Origin of the sequence: Rudaea sp. 3F27F6 (genome assembly GCF_005503555.1) — a bacterium.
Taxonomy (GTDB): Bacteria; Pseudomonadota; Gammaproteobacteria; order Xanthomonadales; family Rhodanobacteraceae; genus Rudaea.
Map to the genome: position 1 here is coordinate 67,694 of NZ_SCNG01000002.1, position 16,785 is coordinate 84,478.

10 protein-coding genes are annotated in these 16,785 nt (G+C 62.1%); 8 read left to right on the forward strand and 2 right to left on the reverse strand.

Features of this window, described 5'->3' with window-relative positions; all coding sequences use genetic code 11:
* The first annotated feature begins 160 nt into the window (after positions 1-160).
* Entirely contained in the window at positions 161-346 is a 186-nt protein-coding gene (locus tag FFS30_RS23795) for a hypothetical protein (protein ID WP_171014492.1), read from the forward strand.
* Between the two features lie 417 nt (positions 347-763).
* On the forward strand, positions 764-4,948 hold the full coding sequence (locus tag FFS30_RS08275; RefSeq protein ID WP_212742430.1) for an Ig-like domain repeat protein: 4,185 nt from the start codon (positions 764-766) through the stop codon (positions 4,946-4,948).
* A 195-nt stretch (positions 4,949-5,143) separates the two neighbouring features.
* Here FFS30_RS08275 and FFS30_RS08280 read toward each other — a convergent pair whose 3' ends face one another.
* Complete coding sequence (locus tag FFS30_RS08280) at positions 5,144-6,346, reverse strand: serine hydrolase domain-containing protein (protein WP_137912683.1); 1,203 nt, start codon at positions 6,344-6,346, stop codon at positions 5,144-5,146.
* Between the two features lie 229 nt (positions 6,347-6,575).
* Between FFS30_RS08280 and FFS30_RS08285 the strand changes: the two genes are divergently transcribed.
* From FFS30_RS08285 to FFS30_RS08305, 5 genes are all read left to right on the forward strand, one after another.
* Positions 6,576-7,190, forward strand: a complete 615-nt coding sequence (locus FFS30_RS08285) for a sigma-70 family RNA polymerase sigma factor (RefSeq protein WP_212742431.1) — start codon at positions 6,576-6,578, stop codon at positions 7,188-7,190.
* Positions 7,187-8,155, forward strand: coding sequence for a FecR domain-containing protein (locus FFS30_RS08290; protein WP_137912684.1), 969 nt, complete (start codon positions 7,187-7,189; stop codon positions 8,153-8,155). Before FFS30_RS08285 ends, FFS30_RS08290 begins: the two co-directional genes overlap by 4 nt.
* 150 nt (positions 8,156-8,305) lie before the next feature.
* Complete coding sequence (locus FFS30_RS08295) at positions 8,306-11,374, forward strand: TonB-dependent receptor (protein WP_137912685.1); 3,069 nt, start codon at positions 8,306-8,308, stop codon at positions 11,372-11,374.
* A gap of 24 nt (positions 11,375-11,398) precedes the next feature.
* The gene (locus FFS30_RS08300) at positions 11,399-12,712 is read left to right on the forward strand and encodes a TlpA disulfide reductase family protein (protein WP_137912686.1); all 1,314 of its coding nucleotides are present in this window, start codon (positions 11,399-11,401) and stop codon (positions 12,710-12,712) included.
* Between the two features lie 136 nt (positions 12,713-12,848).
* Positions 12,849-13,304 carry a protein-disulfide reductase DsbD domain-containing protein gene (locus FFS30_RS08305; protein WP_137912687.1) on the forward strand — a complete coding sequence of 152 codons (456 nt, stop codon included), beginning with the start codon at positions 12,849-12,851 and terminating at the stop codon, positions 13,302-13,304.
* Positions 13,305-13,322: 18 nt separating this feature from the next.
* Here FFS30_RS08305 and FFS30_RS08310 read toward each other — a convergent pair whose 3' ends face one another.
* Entirely contained in the window at positions 13,323-16,241 is a 2,919-nt protein-coding gene (locus FFS30_RS08310; protein ID WP_137912688.1) for a hypothetical protein, read from the reverse strand.
* 369 nt (positions 16,242-16,610) lie between these two features.
* Between FFS30_RS08310 and FFS30_RS23800 the strand changes: the two genes are divergently transcribed.
* Positions 16,611-16,775 (forward strand): hypothetical protein, encoded by a 165-nt coding sequence (locus FFS30_RS23800; protein WP_171014506.1) that lies wholly within the window; start codon positions 16,611-16,613, stop codon positions 16,773-16,775.
* Positions 16,776-16,785: the final 10 nt, after the last annotated feature.

Here is a 16,785-nt window from a genome sequence, read left to right on the forward strand (position 1 = left end):
GCCGATCTTCGTCGGTGCGCTCGATGGCCTTCCATCCACTACGGCTGTCGATCGACTCGGGTTGCCGATACATTTTTCGCTTGAACCTTGCCGTTGCGGGAATGTTTCACTGTGCGCGGGGAAAGAACAGCCCACTTCATCAACGTCTTTCAGAGGCTCTATGGATACCGACATTCGTGCCTTGCTCGCTCTCGCGCAAACCTATTTCGACGCGGCCCATGAAATGGACGCGGATAAATTCGCATCAGTCCGCTGCCTCGGCGCCTGTGCTCATCCGCGCGCCGCAGAGCGAGGAGGCAAGCTCGTGGCCACTTTATCGTCGCCGAAGCGAATGCTCGCGCCGTGAAAGCACAGGATCGACGCGTGCAACCCACGAGTCGATCCCGAAACGGTTTGAGGGCGAGTCCATGGCCTTCGTCCCTCGACACAACCAGTGCGCAGCTGTCGCTTGACTAGCATTTTGCTTGGAGTGCATTCTTCGCGCCGGATTATCGCCGCACCAAACCGATGTCATCATCGTCGGTAAGGCTTGAACGGCCGGCTTGGCTTTTTCGAAGCTGAGCACTTTTGTGCATCAGGGGGCACAATGAACGCAAAATGGTTGGGCTGGCTGCTATGCCTGGCTCCGGTATGCACTCACGCGCAATTTGCGCAGGACGTCGAGACCGTCATTCCGGTCGAGAGCTTCGACCGCGCGCCGGTCGATTCCGTGACTCATCGCACACTTAATGCGATGCCGGCTCGGAACATCCACGAGGCCGCAATGAGCGCGGCGCCTGTCGGTGCAGCGGCGCCGACCTGTCTGACCGATACGACACAAGCGGACTTCCAGAACGGCACGGTCAGCAACACCGACATCAACGCGAGCCCGGGCGATGTCATACTCGTTGGCGGAGACCGCCTCGACCAGCAGAACACGACGCTCGGCACGAGCGGCGTCGGCATTACGACGACGACTTGGGGCGGCCAAACTTTTACGCCGTCGCTGGGCGGCCTGCTGACCCGCGTCGACGTCAATCTGTTCTGCTCCGGCTGCACGGGGATCACGCCGAACCTGACCTTGAGCCTGCGTGCCACCGTGGGTGGCCTGCCGATCGGCTCCGATCTCGCCGGCACGACCCTGACCGGTTTCAGCAGCGGTTCGGCTGCTTTCTACACGGCGACGTTCAGTTCGCCGGCGATGCTCAGCGCCGGCACGCAGTACGCCATCGTCATCCGGCCGAACATCAATCCGTCGCCCGGCACGTATGCGCTGACCCGCAGCGGTACGGCCACGGCCGGCTCCGACGTCTATAGCGGCGGCACGCGCGTCGCCGGTGCCACGTCGGGCACGGTCTGGTCGATCCCGCTGACCGGAGGCGTCAGCACCGACGCCGGTTTCAGGATCTACATCAACGACGGCTACGACGCTTCGGGCACGTTCGACTCTTCGGTCAAAGACGCCAATCCCATAGCGAACGCGAACGTGACCTGGACGACGCTGTCGTGGGATGCCGCGACGCCGACCAATACCGCCGTGCGGTTCCAGGTCGCCGGCAGTGCTTCCCTGGCCGGACCGTTCAATTTCGTCGGCCCCGACAACACCTCCGCGACCTATTTCAACAACGGCGCCTCGCTGAGTCAGTTCAACGGTCTGCGTTACCTCAAATACCGTGCCGTCCTGTCGACCAGCAATCTCAACACCACTCCAGCACTGAACGACGCCACCGTTTGCTATGCGAATCTCGGCCCGTCCGATCTCGCCGTCACCGTCACCGACGGCGTCACCACCGCGGTGCCCGGCGGATCGGTCACTTACATGATCACGGCGAGCAATGCCGGCCCGGCCGACGCGGACGGAGCCAACGTCAGCGACAATTTCCCGCCTTCCGCAACCTGCACCTGGACTTGCATCGGCGCGGGCGGCGGCACCTGCACCGCGAGCGGCAGCGGCATCATCAACGACACGGTCAACCTGCCCGCCGGCGGCAGCACGACATACACCGCAAGCTGCGCGATCTCGGCGTCGGCAAGCGGTTCGTTGGTCAATACGGCGAGCGTCACAACGCCGACGGGTATCACCGATCCGACGCCGGACAACAATTCGGCGACCGACGCCGACACGCTTACGCCACAAGCTGATCTTGCGATCGCCAACACCGACGGCGTGACCACAGCGACGCCGGGCGGCAGCGTGACCTACACGATTACCGCGTCGAATGCTGGCCCGAGCAACGCACCCGGTACCATTATTGCCGACACCTTCCCTGCCGCACTGACCTGCACCTGGACCTGCGTAGGCGCAGGTGGTGGCACCTGCACGGCAAGCGGCAGCGGCAATATCAACGACACGATCAACCTGCCCGCGGGTGGCAGCACGACGTACACCGCGAGCTGCACGATCTCCGCAGCAGCAAGCGGTACGCTGAGCAACACCGCGACCGTGGCAGCACCGGCCGGTGTTACCGATCCGACGCCGGGCAACAACTCGGCGACCGACACCGATGCGCTCGCAGCGTCGGCCGACCTGGCGATCACCAACACCGACGGCGTAACCACGGCGACGCCGGGCGGCAGCGTCACTTACACGATTACCGCGTCGAACGCGGGACCGAGTAACGCGCCCGGTGCTGTTATTGCGGACACCTTCCCCGCCGCGCTGACCTGCACCTGGACTTGCGTAGGCGCTGGCGGCGGTACGTGTACGGCAAGCGGCAGCGGCAACATCAACGACACGATCAACCTGCCCGCGGGCGGTAGCACGACGTACACCGCAAGTTGCACGATCTCCGCAGCAGCAAGCGGTACGCTGAGCAACACCGCGACCGTCGCGGCGCCGGCAGGCGTCACCGATCCGACGCCGGGCAACAACTCGGCGACCGACACCGATGCGCTCGCTGCGTCGGCCGACCTGGCGATCACCAATACCGACGGCGTGACCACGGCGACGCCGGGCGGCAGCGTCACTTACACGATTACCGCGTCGAACGCGGGACCGAGCAACGCGCCGGGCACCATCATTGCGGACACCTTCCCCGCCGCGCTGACCTGCACCTGGACTTGCGTAGGCGCAGGCGGAGGAACCTGCACGGCAAGCGGCAGCGGCAATATCAACAATACGATCAACCTGCCCGCGGGTGGCAGCACGACGTACACCGCGAGCTGCACGATCTCCGCGGCGGCAAGCGGTACGCTGAGCAACACGGCGACCGTCGCGGCGGCGGCCGGAGTCACCGATCCGACACCAGGCAACAATTCGGCAACCGATACCGATGCACTTGCTGGATCTGCTGACCTGTCGATCACCAATACCGACGGCGTGACCACGGCGACGCCGGGCGGCAGCGTGACCTATACGATTACCGCGTCGAACGCGGGGCCGAGCAACGCGCCCGGTGCCGTTATTGCGGACACCTTCCCTGCCGCGCTGACCTGCACCTGGACTTGCGTCGGCGCAGGCGGCGGCACCTGCACGGCAAGCGGCAGCGGCAATATCAACGATACGATCAACCTGCCCGCGGGTGGCAGCACGACGTACACCGCGAGCTGCACGATCTCGGCCGCAGCGAGCGGTACGCTGAGCAACACCGCAACCGTTGCCGCACCGGCGGGCGTCACCGACCCAACTCCGGGCAACAATTCGGCGACCGATACCGACACGCTCACGGCACGAGCCGATCTGACGATCACCAAGACGCATAGCGGAAACTTTGCGCAGGGACAGACCGGCGCAATCTATCTGCTTACGGCCAGCAATGTCGGTGGCTCGCCCACCAACGGCACGGTCACGGTGACGGATACGTTGCCCGCCGGATTGACCGCTACCGCGATCGGCGGCACGGGATGGAGTTGTAGCTTAGGAACATTGACCTGCACGCGCTCGGATGCGCTGGCTGCGGGCAGCAGCTATCCGGCCATCACGTTGACGGTGAACGTCGCCAACAACGCAGCGGCATCGGTGACCAACAACGCAGCGGTGTCCGGCGGCGGCGAAACCAATACAGGCAACGACAGCGCGAGCGACGTAACGACGATCGCAGCGACGACTTATACGATCGGCGGCAATGTCAGCGGCGCAACGTCGGCCGCCGCACTCACCCTGAGCGACAGCACGCACGGCACGTCGCAGGCGCTGTCGTCGAGCGGCGCGTTCACGTTCCCGACGCCGCTGCCTATCGGCTCGAACTGGAACGTCGCGGTGACGACGCCGCCGTCGGGTCAGACCTGCGTCGTCGCCAACGGCAACGGCACCAATCTGTCGGCGAACGTGACCAACGTGCAGGTGACCTGTGCGAAAGTGATGGTGACGATTGCACCCGCGACCATCGCAGCCGCCACGTTCGGCCTGTCCTATAGCCAACAATTGAGCGCCAGCAGCAGCGACGGCGTGGACCATACCCCGTACACGTTTACGCTGACATCGGGCAGCCTGCCGACCGGCTTGACCCTGAGCACGAGCGGCCTCTTGGCGGGCACGCCGACGGCCGCCGGCAGCTTCGCGTTCACCGCGCAGGCGGCGGGATCCGGCGGCGCGTTCGGCACGCAGGCGTATACGCTTGTCGTGAACAAGAAGACGACGACGGTCACCCTCGCGGCCACACCGAATCCTGCGACGCCGGGTGTGCCGTTGAATCTCGTTGCCACAGTGGCCGGCGATCCTCCGACTGGCACAGTCAGCTTCAGCGACAACGGCACCGCATTGCCCTGCTCGCCTGTGACCTTGATCGTCGGCACGACGAGTTCGACAGCGAGCTGCACGGCGACCTTTACGACGCCCGGCACGCATTCGATCACGGCGAGCTACAGCGGCGATGCGGGGTTCGTCCAGGCGACCTCATCCGTTCTTGCCGTCGTGGTCAACCCGGTCGCTACACCGACCGTACCCGCTCCGACATTGGATCGCTGGGCAATACTGATGCTTTGCGCACTGATCGGCATCGTCGTGTTCGACCGCTTCCGCAAGCTCTAAACAGGCCGCCCGGTCTGCCGCTTGCGAGCGGCAGATTGGGGTGCGTCACAACTTCGGTATTCACTCAAGAGCCGACGCGCTGCGTCGTCAAAGCTAAATCGATCGCGCCAGATAGCGACCTTGTCGACTTATGCAAATCGACGCGACTGGCGAAATCCCACCGGGCTCTCCCAGCGCGCGCCTCAAGAGCAATTACTACTTCTTGCATACCGCAACAGGATCTGCCCTGGCCGCGTCGGCTCCCCACAGACAGACGATGCGATCCAATGCCAGGCCGCTGCGCGAGTTGCTGAAGAACACGATGCCGTCGGCCGATGCAGGGCGCATCAGGAATTTGGCGCGGAAGCCGGCCTGGTTGCGTCCGTCATGGCCGACGGCGACGCTGCCGTCGGTGAGACGTTCGATGAAATGGCCGAGGCCGTAGATCATATCGCCCGATGCGCGCGGCGTGCTCAATTCCGCCGGCGCATACAGTTGCGCCAATTGCGTGCGATCCAAAGGGTGAGTGCCGGGAGTGCCTTGCATACCCGCGATCATCCAACGGGCGAAGTCGCGAACCGTCGTGGTCAGTGTAGAGGGTGCCTGCTCGACGTAGTAACGCATCGGCACCGGGTTACCGTCATTCCCGTGCCCCTCCGCTGCACCGGCAAGCACGGCCGGCGTCATCGCGACGCTGCTGTGCGTCATGCCCAACGGCTTGAACACCAAGTCCTGCGCAAGGTCCTGATATTTGCGCCTGGTCGTTCGCTCAATGGCCAATTGCAAGAGCGTGTAGCCACCGCCCGAATACTGGAACTTGCTGCCGACTGGCGCGAACAACTCGACCGCGCCGCGCCCGTTGGTCTTTCCAGCCAGCGATTGCTCCAGCGTGGGCAATTCCTTGAAATCGAGCCAACCCTCGTAACCGCCCAAAGTCGTACCGGCAGTATGCGAGAGCAGATGGCGGACGGTGATCTGACGATAATCAAACTGATTCTGCGTCAGCGGCCACGGTGACAGCAGGTCGGCCACCGGTTGATCGAGGCGGACCCGCCCTTGCGCCGCGAGGCGCATCGTCACCCAACTGGCGATGGGTTTGGACAGGGATGCCGCGACGAACACGGTATCGGGCGTCACCGGCACCTTGCCGGCGTGATCGGCGTAGCCAAACCCGCGTGCATACACCAGCTTGCCGTCGACGATCAGCCCCACCGCGACGCCCTGAATCTTGGCTTCTTTCATGATCGCCGGAACTTCGCGTTCGATGACCTGCGCGAACCGCGGCGGTGCCTGCTCCGGCAAAGGCGACGAGGCTTGCGCGCCGGCGCAAAGCGCGGCCAGCAGAGGCAACGCCGCGAGTCGCTTATTCAGCCTTGAGCTGCCGGCATGCGTCGAGCGTCCATCGAATTCGTTGTGCATGGTGTCCTGTCTGGCCTGGTGGGTCTGCAATGCGGCGCAACGAATCGACGAAAGCGGCGCTTTCGTGGAAACGGTACGTGGGATGCAACGGGTCTTGCGTCCGATCCAAGACGCAGATGAGTGCGAATCGGCATGAGATACAACTCAGATGCACGTCCGCGATATGCGGTTTAATCGGCGACAGCGTCGGCTTTTTGCGTGCGCAAAGTGACGACGCATATTCTTCGGGGTGAATGGCCGAGTTGCCGAAGCTTCGAGACGAGTCGGGCTTGGCCGAAGACGCCGGTTCAAGAATGTCCGGATTCCCGCCGTCGAACGTCTATTGAATCTGACGGCAATAGAGATCGAGAGCCAAGTGGGCGTGGCGAGCGGCCTGACGACGATTTTGGCCAAGGTGCGTGCGATTGTCTTGCGCAGCGGGGTGGCGCCGCAGGATGCAGACGATGTGCTGCAAGAGGCGTTCCTGCGCCTCGAATCCTATGCGCGCAAGCAGGAAGTGCGCTCGCAGGAGGCGTTCCTGGTCACGGCCGCAGTGAACTTGGGGCGCGATCGGGCCCGGCATCGTGCGCACGCGGTCGGCGACGGCGACGAGTTCGACATTTCCGGCCTCGCCGACGCGGCGCCGTTGCCCGAAGAGCAACTGCATTCGCAGGAGCGCCTGCGCCGTTTCAAATCGGGAATGCGGCGGCTCGATCCGCAAACACAACGCTGCCTCATGGCCAAACGGCTCGAGGGCCTGACCGCCGCGCGCATCGCGGAGCGCGAGAACTTGAGCGTGGCCGCGGTGGAAAAGCGCATTGCGCGCGCGCTCCTCTTTCTCACCCAGTGGATGGGCGAATCATGAAGTCCAGCACCTCCGACGTCATCAACGAATTGACCCTGGCGGAAGCCTGCGCATGGCTCACCCGCTTGCAGGAACCCGACCGCCGCCGAACAACGGAGGCGGCGTTCAGAGCATGGCTTGCGGCAAGCCCAACGCATGCTCGTGCCTTCGCGCGCGCCAACGATATTTGGGAACTGATTCCGAGCGCAGCCGGCCCCGTGCATCGGACGGCTACCACGCGCAGTGCGCGTGCACGCGGAGCACGGCACATTCGATGGCGCATCGCCGCGGTATGCGCCGTGCTCGTGTTTGCCACGATCGTCATCCTTCGCCTGCTTCCCGCAGATCGCATCTACGAGACGGCGGTCGGAGCACTGCAGACGGTCAAGCTCGACGACAGCACGCGCGTCACGCTCAACACCGGCACGCGGCTCAAGGTTGCCTACCGCACAAATGAGCGGCGCATCGTGCTGGAACACGGTGAAGCCTTGTTCGAGGTGGCAAAAAATCCGCAACGGCCTTTCATCGTGCAGACCGGCGACGAACAGATCGTTGCGCTCGGCACCACGTTCGATGTACGCCGCGATCCGCTGCATTTGGCGGTGACTCTGCTCGAAGGCAAGGTCGAGGTCAGTACGCAGAATGCGGCATCGAACTGGCCCGAGCGCAAAGCCACGCTTGCCCCCGGCGATCGGCTGACCCTGGCCGTCGATCGCGCGCCGACGCTCGACCGGCCGAAAGTCGACTACACCCTGGCCTGGCAGCGAGGCCAGGTCTATTTCGACGATTCGACCCTCGCTGATGCCGTGGCGGAACTGAATCGTTACGGCAGCACGCGAATCCGCTTCGCCGATTCGACGGTAGCCTCGCTGCGTATTTCCGGCGTGTTCTCGACTCGCGATCCCGCCCAGTTTGCTTTGGCCGTCGCCAGCCTGCACGGCTTGCGCGTCGTGCACGAAGATTCTGCGCTCATGTTGACGCGATGACCTGCGCTTTGGCCGATCGCCTGCACCTCTGCAACGCCGCGGCAGTGTTTCGTCCTCGATGACAAGTTGATGTCCGGATCGGCTTCGTCGGCCGTCTGGTAGACAGAGCATCGCTTTTGATGCGCCATCCGTTCGGGGGAAGACAACGGCATGTGGACATCGAATGAGTACATCCGCGCCGGGGCCTGGCTGGTTGCTCTCATGGCTCCAGTCGCGGTGTATGCGCAAGTCACCTACCCGTTCGACCTGCCCGCACAAGCGCTGGCCGATTCGCTGCGCGAACTCGGCACGCAGGCACGGATCAACGTGGTGTTCGATCCCGCAGCGGTCAAGGATCGAAAGGCATACCCGCTCAGGGGCAGCTATACGACCAAGGAGGCATTGGCCAAGTTGCTCGAAGGTACCGGCTACGCAGGCGAATTCACCGATGCGACGACCGTCGTGATCAAGCCGCTGCCGCCGAAGCCGGTGTCGGGCAATCGCGGTAGGGAGGAAAAGCCCGTGGAACTGCCGGCGGCGCATTCCAATGCCCTCTCCCCTCAGCTCGATACGGTCACCGTGCTCGGCTCATTGATTCCGCGCGCGCAAATCGAAACCTCGAGCCCGCTGATCACGATCACCGCGGAGCAGATCAAGAACCGCGGCTTTTCGAGCGTGGCCGACGCGCTGCAAAACGCGACGGTGAATACCGGCCAAATCAACAACACCTCGATCAACACGAACGATCTTTGGGGCGTGAAGACGGTGAGCCTGTTCGGGCTCGATCCGAGCTTCACGAAGTTTTTGATCGACGGCCGTCCGCTGCCGTTTTATTCGCAGACCGCTCAGGTCGCCGTCAGCAGCACCGACGGGTTGTATACCAATCTGAGCACGATCCCGATCGATCTGGTCGATCGCATCGAAATCCTGCCCGGCGGACAGTCTGCGTTGTATGGCTCGGACGCGCTGGCCGGTGTCGTCAATATCGTGCTCAAGAAACACGTCGACTTCGGCACGCTCGATGCGCGCTTCGGCTGGTACCCGAGCGGCGGCGGCCGCGAACGCATGTTCAGCGCGGTCGACAATGTCCACGTCGGCAAGCTCGATCTGATGTTCGGCCTGCAGTACAGCAAGCAGGAGCCGATCTGGGAATTCCAGCGCCGGATCACCGCGCAGAACTACGCCGGCGGTATCCATCCACAACAGGCGACGAGTCTCGTCTATGTACAGGGCTTTTCGGGTACGGGTTATTTACCGCAGCCGGGAGGCTGCGACAAATTGTCGGCTCTCTGGCGAGGCACCCTGCGCTACTACGAAAACGCTTACGGCAGCTATTGCGGTTCGGTAGCCGCGGAGGCGGACCGCTCATTGATCAACAAGGACGAGGCCGCCAGCTTCAGCATGCATGGCACTTATGCGCTCAGCGACAACACGCAGCTCTATGCGGATGTGCTGGAGAGCTACGAAGTGCAATCGCGGCAAACCAACGCCAGCAGCAATTGGATCATCGACGATCCGAACTTGAACGACGTTGTCACTATCTCACGCAGCTTCGCGCCCGAAGAGATATCCAGCAGTCTCGACGGTCTGCTGAGGCAGAAGAACTACGAGAACGTTTATACCGCAACCGTCGGCGGCAAGACCGCGTTCGGCTCCGGATGGACGCTCGACGTCGCGTTCACACGTGCGTACGAGCGCTCCGACGACCGCCAGAACGGGTTCTTTTCGGGCGATGGGCCCGGCTCATATACCAGTTGGGTCCTCGGTCCGCAGCTCGGCGTCGACGCCAATGGCTTTCCGATTTACTCGCCCAACTACAGTCTCCTGTTCCGGCCGCTCACGCCGACGCAGTTCGCCTTTTTCTCGCGCGCCGATTCGATCGTGAGTACGGACCGCAACGATCAGCTGCGCGCGCAACTGACGCAGACGTCGCTGTTCACTCTGCCGGGCGGCGATGCGGGGCTGGCCGTCGTCGCCGAAGACGGATTCGAATCATGGAAATATCTTCCGGGCGAGTTGCTCTCGTCTTATCAGATCGGCGACTACGCCGCGATCCCGAGCGACGGCCGCCGCGACCGTTATGCGGCGGCGGCCGAATTGAATCTGCCGCTGCACAAAGTGCTCACCCTCGATCTCGCCGCGCGCTACGACAGCTACGACGCACAAGGCGCGCACTTCAGCCATCCGACCTACAGCATCGGACTGGAGTTGCGCCCGATCGAGGGTTTGTTACTGCGCGGCAAATACAGCACCGCATTCAAGGCGCCGTCGCTGATCGACGAATTCGAAGGCACCAGCATCATGCAAAACTCGGTCTATGACTTGGTCAATTGCGCCAGGCTCGGCTTCAGCGGAGCCAACATCACCAATTGCCCTCCGCAATGGACGTTCACTCCGGTCACTTTGAAGCAGACCAGCAATCCGAATCTGCAGCCGTTGACTGCAAAGACCTGGTCATACGGCGCAGTGTGGTCGCCGATCACGCAGTTGACGCTGAGCGCGGATTTTCAGCACAGTTCGATTCGCAACGAAGTGTTTCTCGAAGGGACCGACTACCTCATACAGAACCAGTTGTACTGTCTCGAAGGCACGCTCGATCCGAAATCGCCGACATGCCAAGCCGCCAATGCGCAGATCATCCGCGCGCCGACGCCTCCGGGCTCGCCGCTGCTCGGTCAGATTCTCGAAGTGGACACGACCAAGATCAACCTCTCGCGCGAGATCAACAATGCACTCAATGCGAGCCTCAACTACAAGTTCGATCTCGGCCGCTACGGCCGTCTGTCCTTGGATGCCGGGTACACGCGCGTGCTGACGCACCGTCAGCAGAGTCTTCCGGGCGATCCGTTGCTGAATCTGTTGAGAAATCCTCAGTACTCAGAGTTTCAGACCAAGGGCAACCTTGCGCTGACGTGGAGCCGCAACAGTTGGAGCGCAACGCTGTTCGGCACTTACTACGGGCCGACGCCGAACTACATCGCCTACATCAACAACAGTTACAACGTGCCGCTGGCCGGCAAGGTTGCATCGTGGCGGATATTCAACGCAAGCATCAACTTCTCTCCGTTGCCTGCGTGGCAGTTGTCGCTGCGCGCCAACAATCTGATGAACTCGATGCCGCCGGTCGACGTCACCCAGCCGGGCACACATAGCCGCCCTTTCCTGCCGCAGAACTACAACCCCTACGGCCGCCAACTGTTCGTGGAAGCGCGTTACCAGTTCGGCGGCACCAAGCCCTAGCTATCCAGCACGAGGACCTTCGCCGTGAACGTATATTTCCCGAGCCCGAATTTTGCAACGCACGTCGTGCGCAGATCCGCGTCTCTCATCACCGCCGCGCTGATGTGTACAACCCCTCTTTCGGCACAAGCCGATCCGGGCGGTAGCGATGCTCCGGCTGCGACTGCAAAGCATGCGGGACTCTACACGATTCACGGTGAAAACCTGCCGTTCAAAGAGGGCACTGCCGAGTTGCTCATCGTGTCGCCTACGGGGGATTTGAGTCGCAGAAACCTGTCGTCCGTCAAGGAACCGGTGAAGGACGGTGCCTTCACCCTTACCGGCACGATCGACCAGCCGTTGTTTGCGAACATGGCGTTTGAATGGACGAACGAGAAAGGAGAACACCAGAGCACAGCTACAACCATGATCATCGAGCCGGCGACCTATCGGACGGAATTTCACCCAGAGAATATTTTCACGGTGCGTGGTGGCGACTACAACGAAAAGCGTTTCGGTTACGCGCACAGCCCGGCCAATGTCGATATTTCCGTAAAGCTCGCCGAAGCCGAAAGGAAAAGTGCCATCGGTGTGGATCCCACCGACGAGGCGGCGGTAAAGAAAGCGCAAAAGCCGCTCGAAGCCTTGGAGCCGGAACGTGTGCGCAACGAGAATGCCATGATCGCCTACGAGCACGGCATCCTCACCGGCAACGCCGATCCGTTGTTGAAGCTGTTTACGCTGATGGGCACGATCGACCCGCCCTATTATTCGAACAGTTCGGTCGCCAAACGGCGCATGGTCGACGATCTCGAAACGCAGCTCGGGCCGAATCCATTGATCGCGCGCGTGCGGGCGATGATGACGAGATCGCAGGCGAGAGTGAAAGCCGCCGGGCATTTCGAAGTCGGTTCGCTATACGAAAACATGACGCTGCGCGATGCAGACGGCAAGGAGCACACCTTGTCCGACGTGCTCGCAAGCAATCAGTTTGTGCTGCTCGACTTCTGGGCATCGGGATGCGGCGCATGCAGAGCCGAATTTCCGTTCCTGCGCAAGCTGTACAAGGATTTCCATCCGCACGGTTTCGAGATATATGCCGTCTCGGTCGACGAGGACGCGGCCGATTGGACCCAGGCACTCGCCCAGGACAAGAGCCACGGAGAGATTCCCTGGCTCAACCTGCTTTCGAAGAGCTTCGACTCGCCGGCGGCGAAAGCCTACGGATTGCGCGGCGTACCGGCGAACTTCCTGCTGTCCCGCGACGGCAAGATCGTCGGCAAGGATCTGCATGAATGGGATCTCGAACGCAAAGTGCGCACCGAGATCGAGAATGCGGAGCGCAGCCGCGGCGGCTGAGCCACACACCTGCGCCCCGTGCACTTCCCCGACCGTACTTCGCCAGGCAGCGTGATCGGCGCATTCGATCTTCTGAGCTGCGGCATTTTGCTTCGGCCACTGTGCGAGCGCGGCCAACAGAAATCCAAAGTGACTTATGTATACATATCTCGTTTTCTTCATGGTGATGATCGAGGCTTTGTCCATGGCCTCGCAAACCCAAGACGCGGCCGACTTACTGCCGATCGACGAGGCATTTAGATTCAGCGCCGATGCCGGCGCACCCGGCGCAGTCAGGCTGCATTGGACGATCGCGCCGGACTACTATCTCTACCGCGGTCAGATGAAATTCAAAAGCGGCGAAGGTCTGACCTTAGGCGAAGCGAAGATGCCCGACGGAAAGAAATACCACGACGAGTATCTCGGCAATGTGGAGATATACCACGGTGACCTCGATGCGACGGTGCCCTATACGCTCGCACCGGGCGCACAACGAATTCGGCTATCCGTCCGCTATCAAGGTTGCCACGAGACCCATCCGAAGATCTGTTACCCGCCGCATACAGAGGAACTCAATCTCGCGTTACCGGACCAGAACGATCGAATAAAGTGAAATTCAATATTCGTAGAATTACTGGCAGGCGGCGACGCTTACGCTGCCGTTTGCGAACGTCACGCATTGACCGTTCGAGAGTTTGAGCACGCCGTTGGCATAGCTCACGCCGGTGGTGCCTTCGGCAAAGACCGTAATGCTCTCCATCCCCTGCACGCCGGCCGGAAAGGCCTGCGTCATCAGCGTACCGATGCGGTTGCCGCCGGCATCGGCATCGGAGCCGAATCCGATCGCGGCGTTGGTAAACGCAGTCACGTCGGTGGTGCCGATCTTGTAGTGGCCGGTACTGAGCGTCTGCACTGCCTCTGCCGAGCCGAGATGCCAGTTCGCCACCAGGGTGTCGTCCGCATGGCGACGCCGATGCAGGTCGCGCACCACCAGTACGCCGGGACGCAGGTGCACGGCCTCGCGGATCAAATAGTCCAACGGCATGTCGGGACTCATCAGGTTCTCGTCATAGCGGCCCTTGGGATACGACGACTCGAAGCGCATGCCGACCGCCGACCACGTGCCCGCGTCCTGATTGAACAACACCTGCGCGTTGCGGCTGACACCGCTGCCGGCGCCGTTGACGAGGTAAGTCGAATAATCCTTGGTTTGGCCCAGACCGATGAAGCGATCGCCGCGGTAGGCGGCGGAACACAGGATGCACGTCGAAGCGTGGAACAACTGCACGTCGCCGTTGGAATAGCCGTAGTGGTCGCCTTGATAGCTGATCACTTCGGCGGTGGCTTGGTAGCCGGAGGTGTCGGTCAGCGAAGACTTCGAGAACCAGCGGCCCGTCCCGGGATTGAGATAGGACAGCGGCATCGACGAGACGTCCACCGTCTGCGCAAGATTGCCGAACACGATCTCGTAGAACGTACTCGGACGGTCAAGGGGCACATGGATGTCGCTTGCGGCAGCGGCCATCATCGTCGAGTAGAGCCGCGCCGCCAAAGCGTTGTCGGATGTGGTCGAACTCAGCACGGCCAGCAGCCACGGCCGCGTCAGATGCGCGTAGTCGCCGGAATAGTCGCCGAACGACACGGTCATCAAATAATCCGGTGAGACCTGGTAGGTGTAGCTGCGCGCGAGTTTGTCGACGAAATCGAAATCCGCGCTCCAGTCCTCGCCGACATCCTTGAGGGTCTGGTTGACCAAAGAGAATTCCAGCATGGTGTACGGCCCGTAGTTCCAGCCCTCGGCGTAATCGCCGCCGCAGCCGCGCTGGTTCAGCACGGGCACTTCGTCGGTCAGCTTGGCGCGCAGCAGCGCAAGCAGACGGTCGGCGTCGCTGTTGTCGCCCGCGGTCGCCACCGACGCGAGCGCGATGCCCTGCAGATAACCGGCATAGTAGTTCTCGACCGGCTGCGTCGCAGCGTAGCCCGGCGTGGTCCGGTACCAGTCCACCCATTCGGTCGCGATGCGCACCAGCAGCGCGCGGTCGGTCGGTGAGAATTGGTCGTACATCCAGTCGTAGGCCAGCATCATGTCGCGCAGATCGAAGCGGATGTCGTAGCCGCTGTCGCGGCCGAAGTCGCGCGTGCCCGATGCGTAATCGTTGGCCATGCGCAGGGTCAACGTCTTGGCGGCGCCGGCGCATTTCGTCGCCGTCGCGGCGTCCGTGCTTTTCTTGAGCTGATAGCACAGCGCCAACGCGGGAATGTAGCCGTCCGGGTCATAGACCTGATTTGCGAACGCGGTGCTGGTCGGATCGGGATTGGTATTGAGCGCGTCGAGAAAATAACCCACGCCGGTGGTGTTACTCCAAAAGCGCTGCGCGGTGAGGTCGCTTGCCGGTTTGGCGGCAATCTGCGCAAGGCGCGCCGGCGTCAGATAGATGCGCGGATGCCCCAATGCACCGATCTGCACCGCAGTGCGCGCTGCCGGCGGCGCGAACACAGTCAGGTTCGGGATCACCGCACTCGTGACGCTGTTGTGGCTGCCGTCGAAGGCTTTCACCTCCAACGTACCGGCGCCGGCAGGCACCGCAGCGAGCGAGAACAGCGGCTTGAAGAAACCGACCATCGAGCCCCACGCATGCGCTTCCTCGGCGACCTCCTTGCCTTGCGGATCGATCACCGGCAGTGGCGTGCCGTTCCAGGTCGCCTCGAGCTCGCGGATATTCGACGTCGTCGGAATGGCGATGGCCGGATTGACGAAGCCGGTCAATTTGGAACACTGCGCATTCGGTGTGGAAACGTGGAAGGCCGGCGTGAGATTCGGTTCGGCCGGCTCCTGCGCATCGGCGATCAGCGGCAGCGGCGCGGTGCTGCCGGAGTCCGTCAGCACGGCCGTGTAGCCGGCGGAAGGCGGCGGCCCCGAACCGTCGCAGGACTGCGAAGTCGGCGGACTCGGCGTGACCACATTCGGACAATCGAACGTCATCGTGCAGGTACGCGTCTGGTTGCCGCTGGCCGAACAAGCCGACCAGTCGCTGCAGGACCAAGTGTCCTGAGTACAGACCGGCGGCGGCACGTCGACGACGGTCAGCACGGCCGATACGTCATCGACGGCGTAAACCACGGGGCCCGGGCCGTCCAGCGTTATGCGGATGTCGACGTTGGCGAGTGTGCGTGTCGCATCCAGATCGAGCGACGCCGTCAGCGTTCCAGTCTGGCCCGCGGTCTTGCTCGCTCCGACGCAGTTCTGCACGATGTCGCCGCTGTCGGTGTAGTAGGCAGCGGCGCAGAACTGCAGGGTGGAATTTGATTGCGTCGTGTCGCCGCGTAACTTGCCACTGACGTTCAATTGCGAGGCATGCGCGTTCGCCGTGCCGTCCGTCGCCAGCGTCCAGAAAACATTATTGCCCCATCCATTGATTGCCACACGCAGGCTGGCGCTGCCGTCGATCGGATTGACGGTGGACCGCGTGACGGAATCCGTCGATTCCTGCGCAGCGAAGCCGGCGACGCCGTTCTCGAAACCCGGATCGCTTATGAGATTTCCGGTCACGCTGTCATTCGGGAAAATGATGTGTCTGGCTATTGCTGCCGAAGAGAAAGCCGGCGCGAAAAAAACAGGCGCGATAAGCACGAACGCAGGCAGATAGCGACGTTTCATAATGTGGATTCCATGCCGGATGACGTATCGAGAAAAATCCTCACGGGAGGATTCTGAGCAAAGCACTGCCCCATAGAATAGGCTGATCCGACAATCAAAGTTTGACGACTGGATCACAGCGGTTATGTCAATCGCGCCGCTTATAATCGAGACAGAAACCTCTCGACTGCTTGACTGGAATTGTATTGCTCCGACTTTTACACCTGTGCTATGTTCAAAAAGCCGCCATGTGGCGACGAATTGATTCGTTGGAGATAAATCATGAAGCAATCCGAGTTTAAGCAGGACAGTGCATTCAATGTAACGAATCCGTTTGCAATTCAAATCGACGGTCCGCTGTCCAGCGGCACGCCGGCGGAAATCCTCGAAATGAAGCCCATTCCGCTCGAAGGCGATTCACGCGGTTATCGCACCTCGGAGGGCTGACGAATCACGC

Coding starts and splice junctions, on each gene's coding strand:
- FFS30_RS23795 (WP_171014492.1), top strand. CDS start 161: ATGGATACCGACATTCGTGCCTTGCTCGCTCTCGCGCAAACCTATTTC.
- FFS30_RS08275 (WP_212742430.1), top strand. CDS start 764: ATGAGCGCGGCGCCTGTCGGTGCAGCGGCGCCGACCTGTCTGACCGAT.
- FFS30_RS08280 (WP_137912683.1), bottom strand. CDS start 6,346: ATGCACAACGAATTCGATGGACGCTCGACGCATGCCGGCAGCTCAAGG.
- FFS30_RS08290 (WP_137912684.1), top strand. CDS start 7,187: ATGAAGTCCAGCACCTCCGACGTCATCAACGAATTGACCCTGGCGGAA.
- FFS30_RS08295 (WP_137912685.1), top strand. CDS start 8,306: ATGTGGACATCGAATGAGTACATCCGCGCCGGGGCCTGGCTGGTTGCT.
- FFS30_RS08305 (WP_137912687.1), top strand. CDS start 12,849: ATGTATACATATCTCGTTTTCTTCATGGTGATGATCGAGGCTTTGTCC.
- FFS30_RS23800 (WP_171014506.1), top strand. CDS start 16,611: ATGAAGCAATCCGAGTTTAAGCAGGACAGTGCATTCAATGTAACGAAT.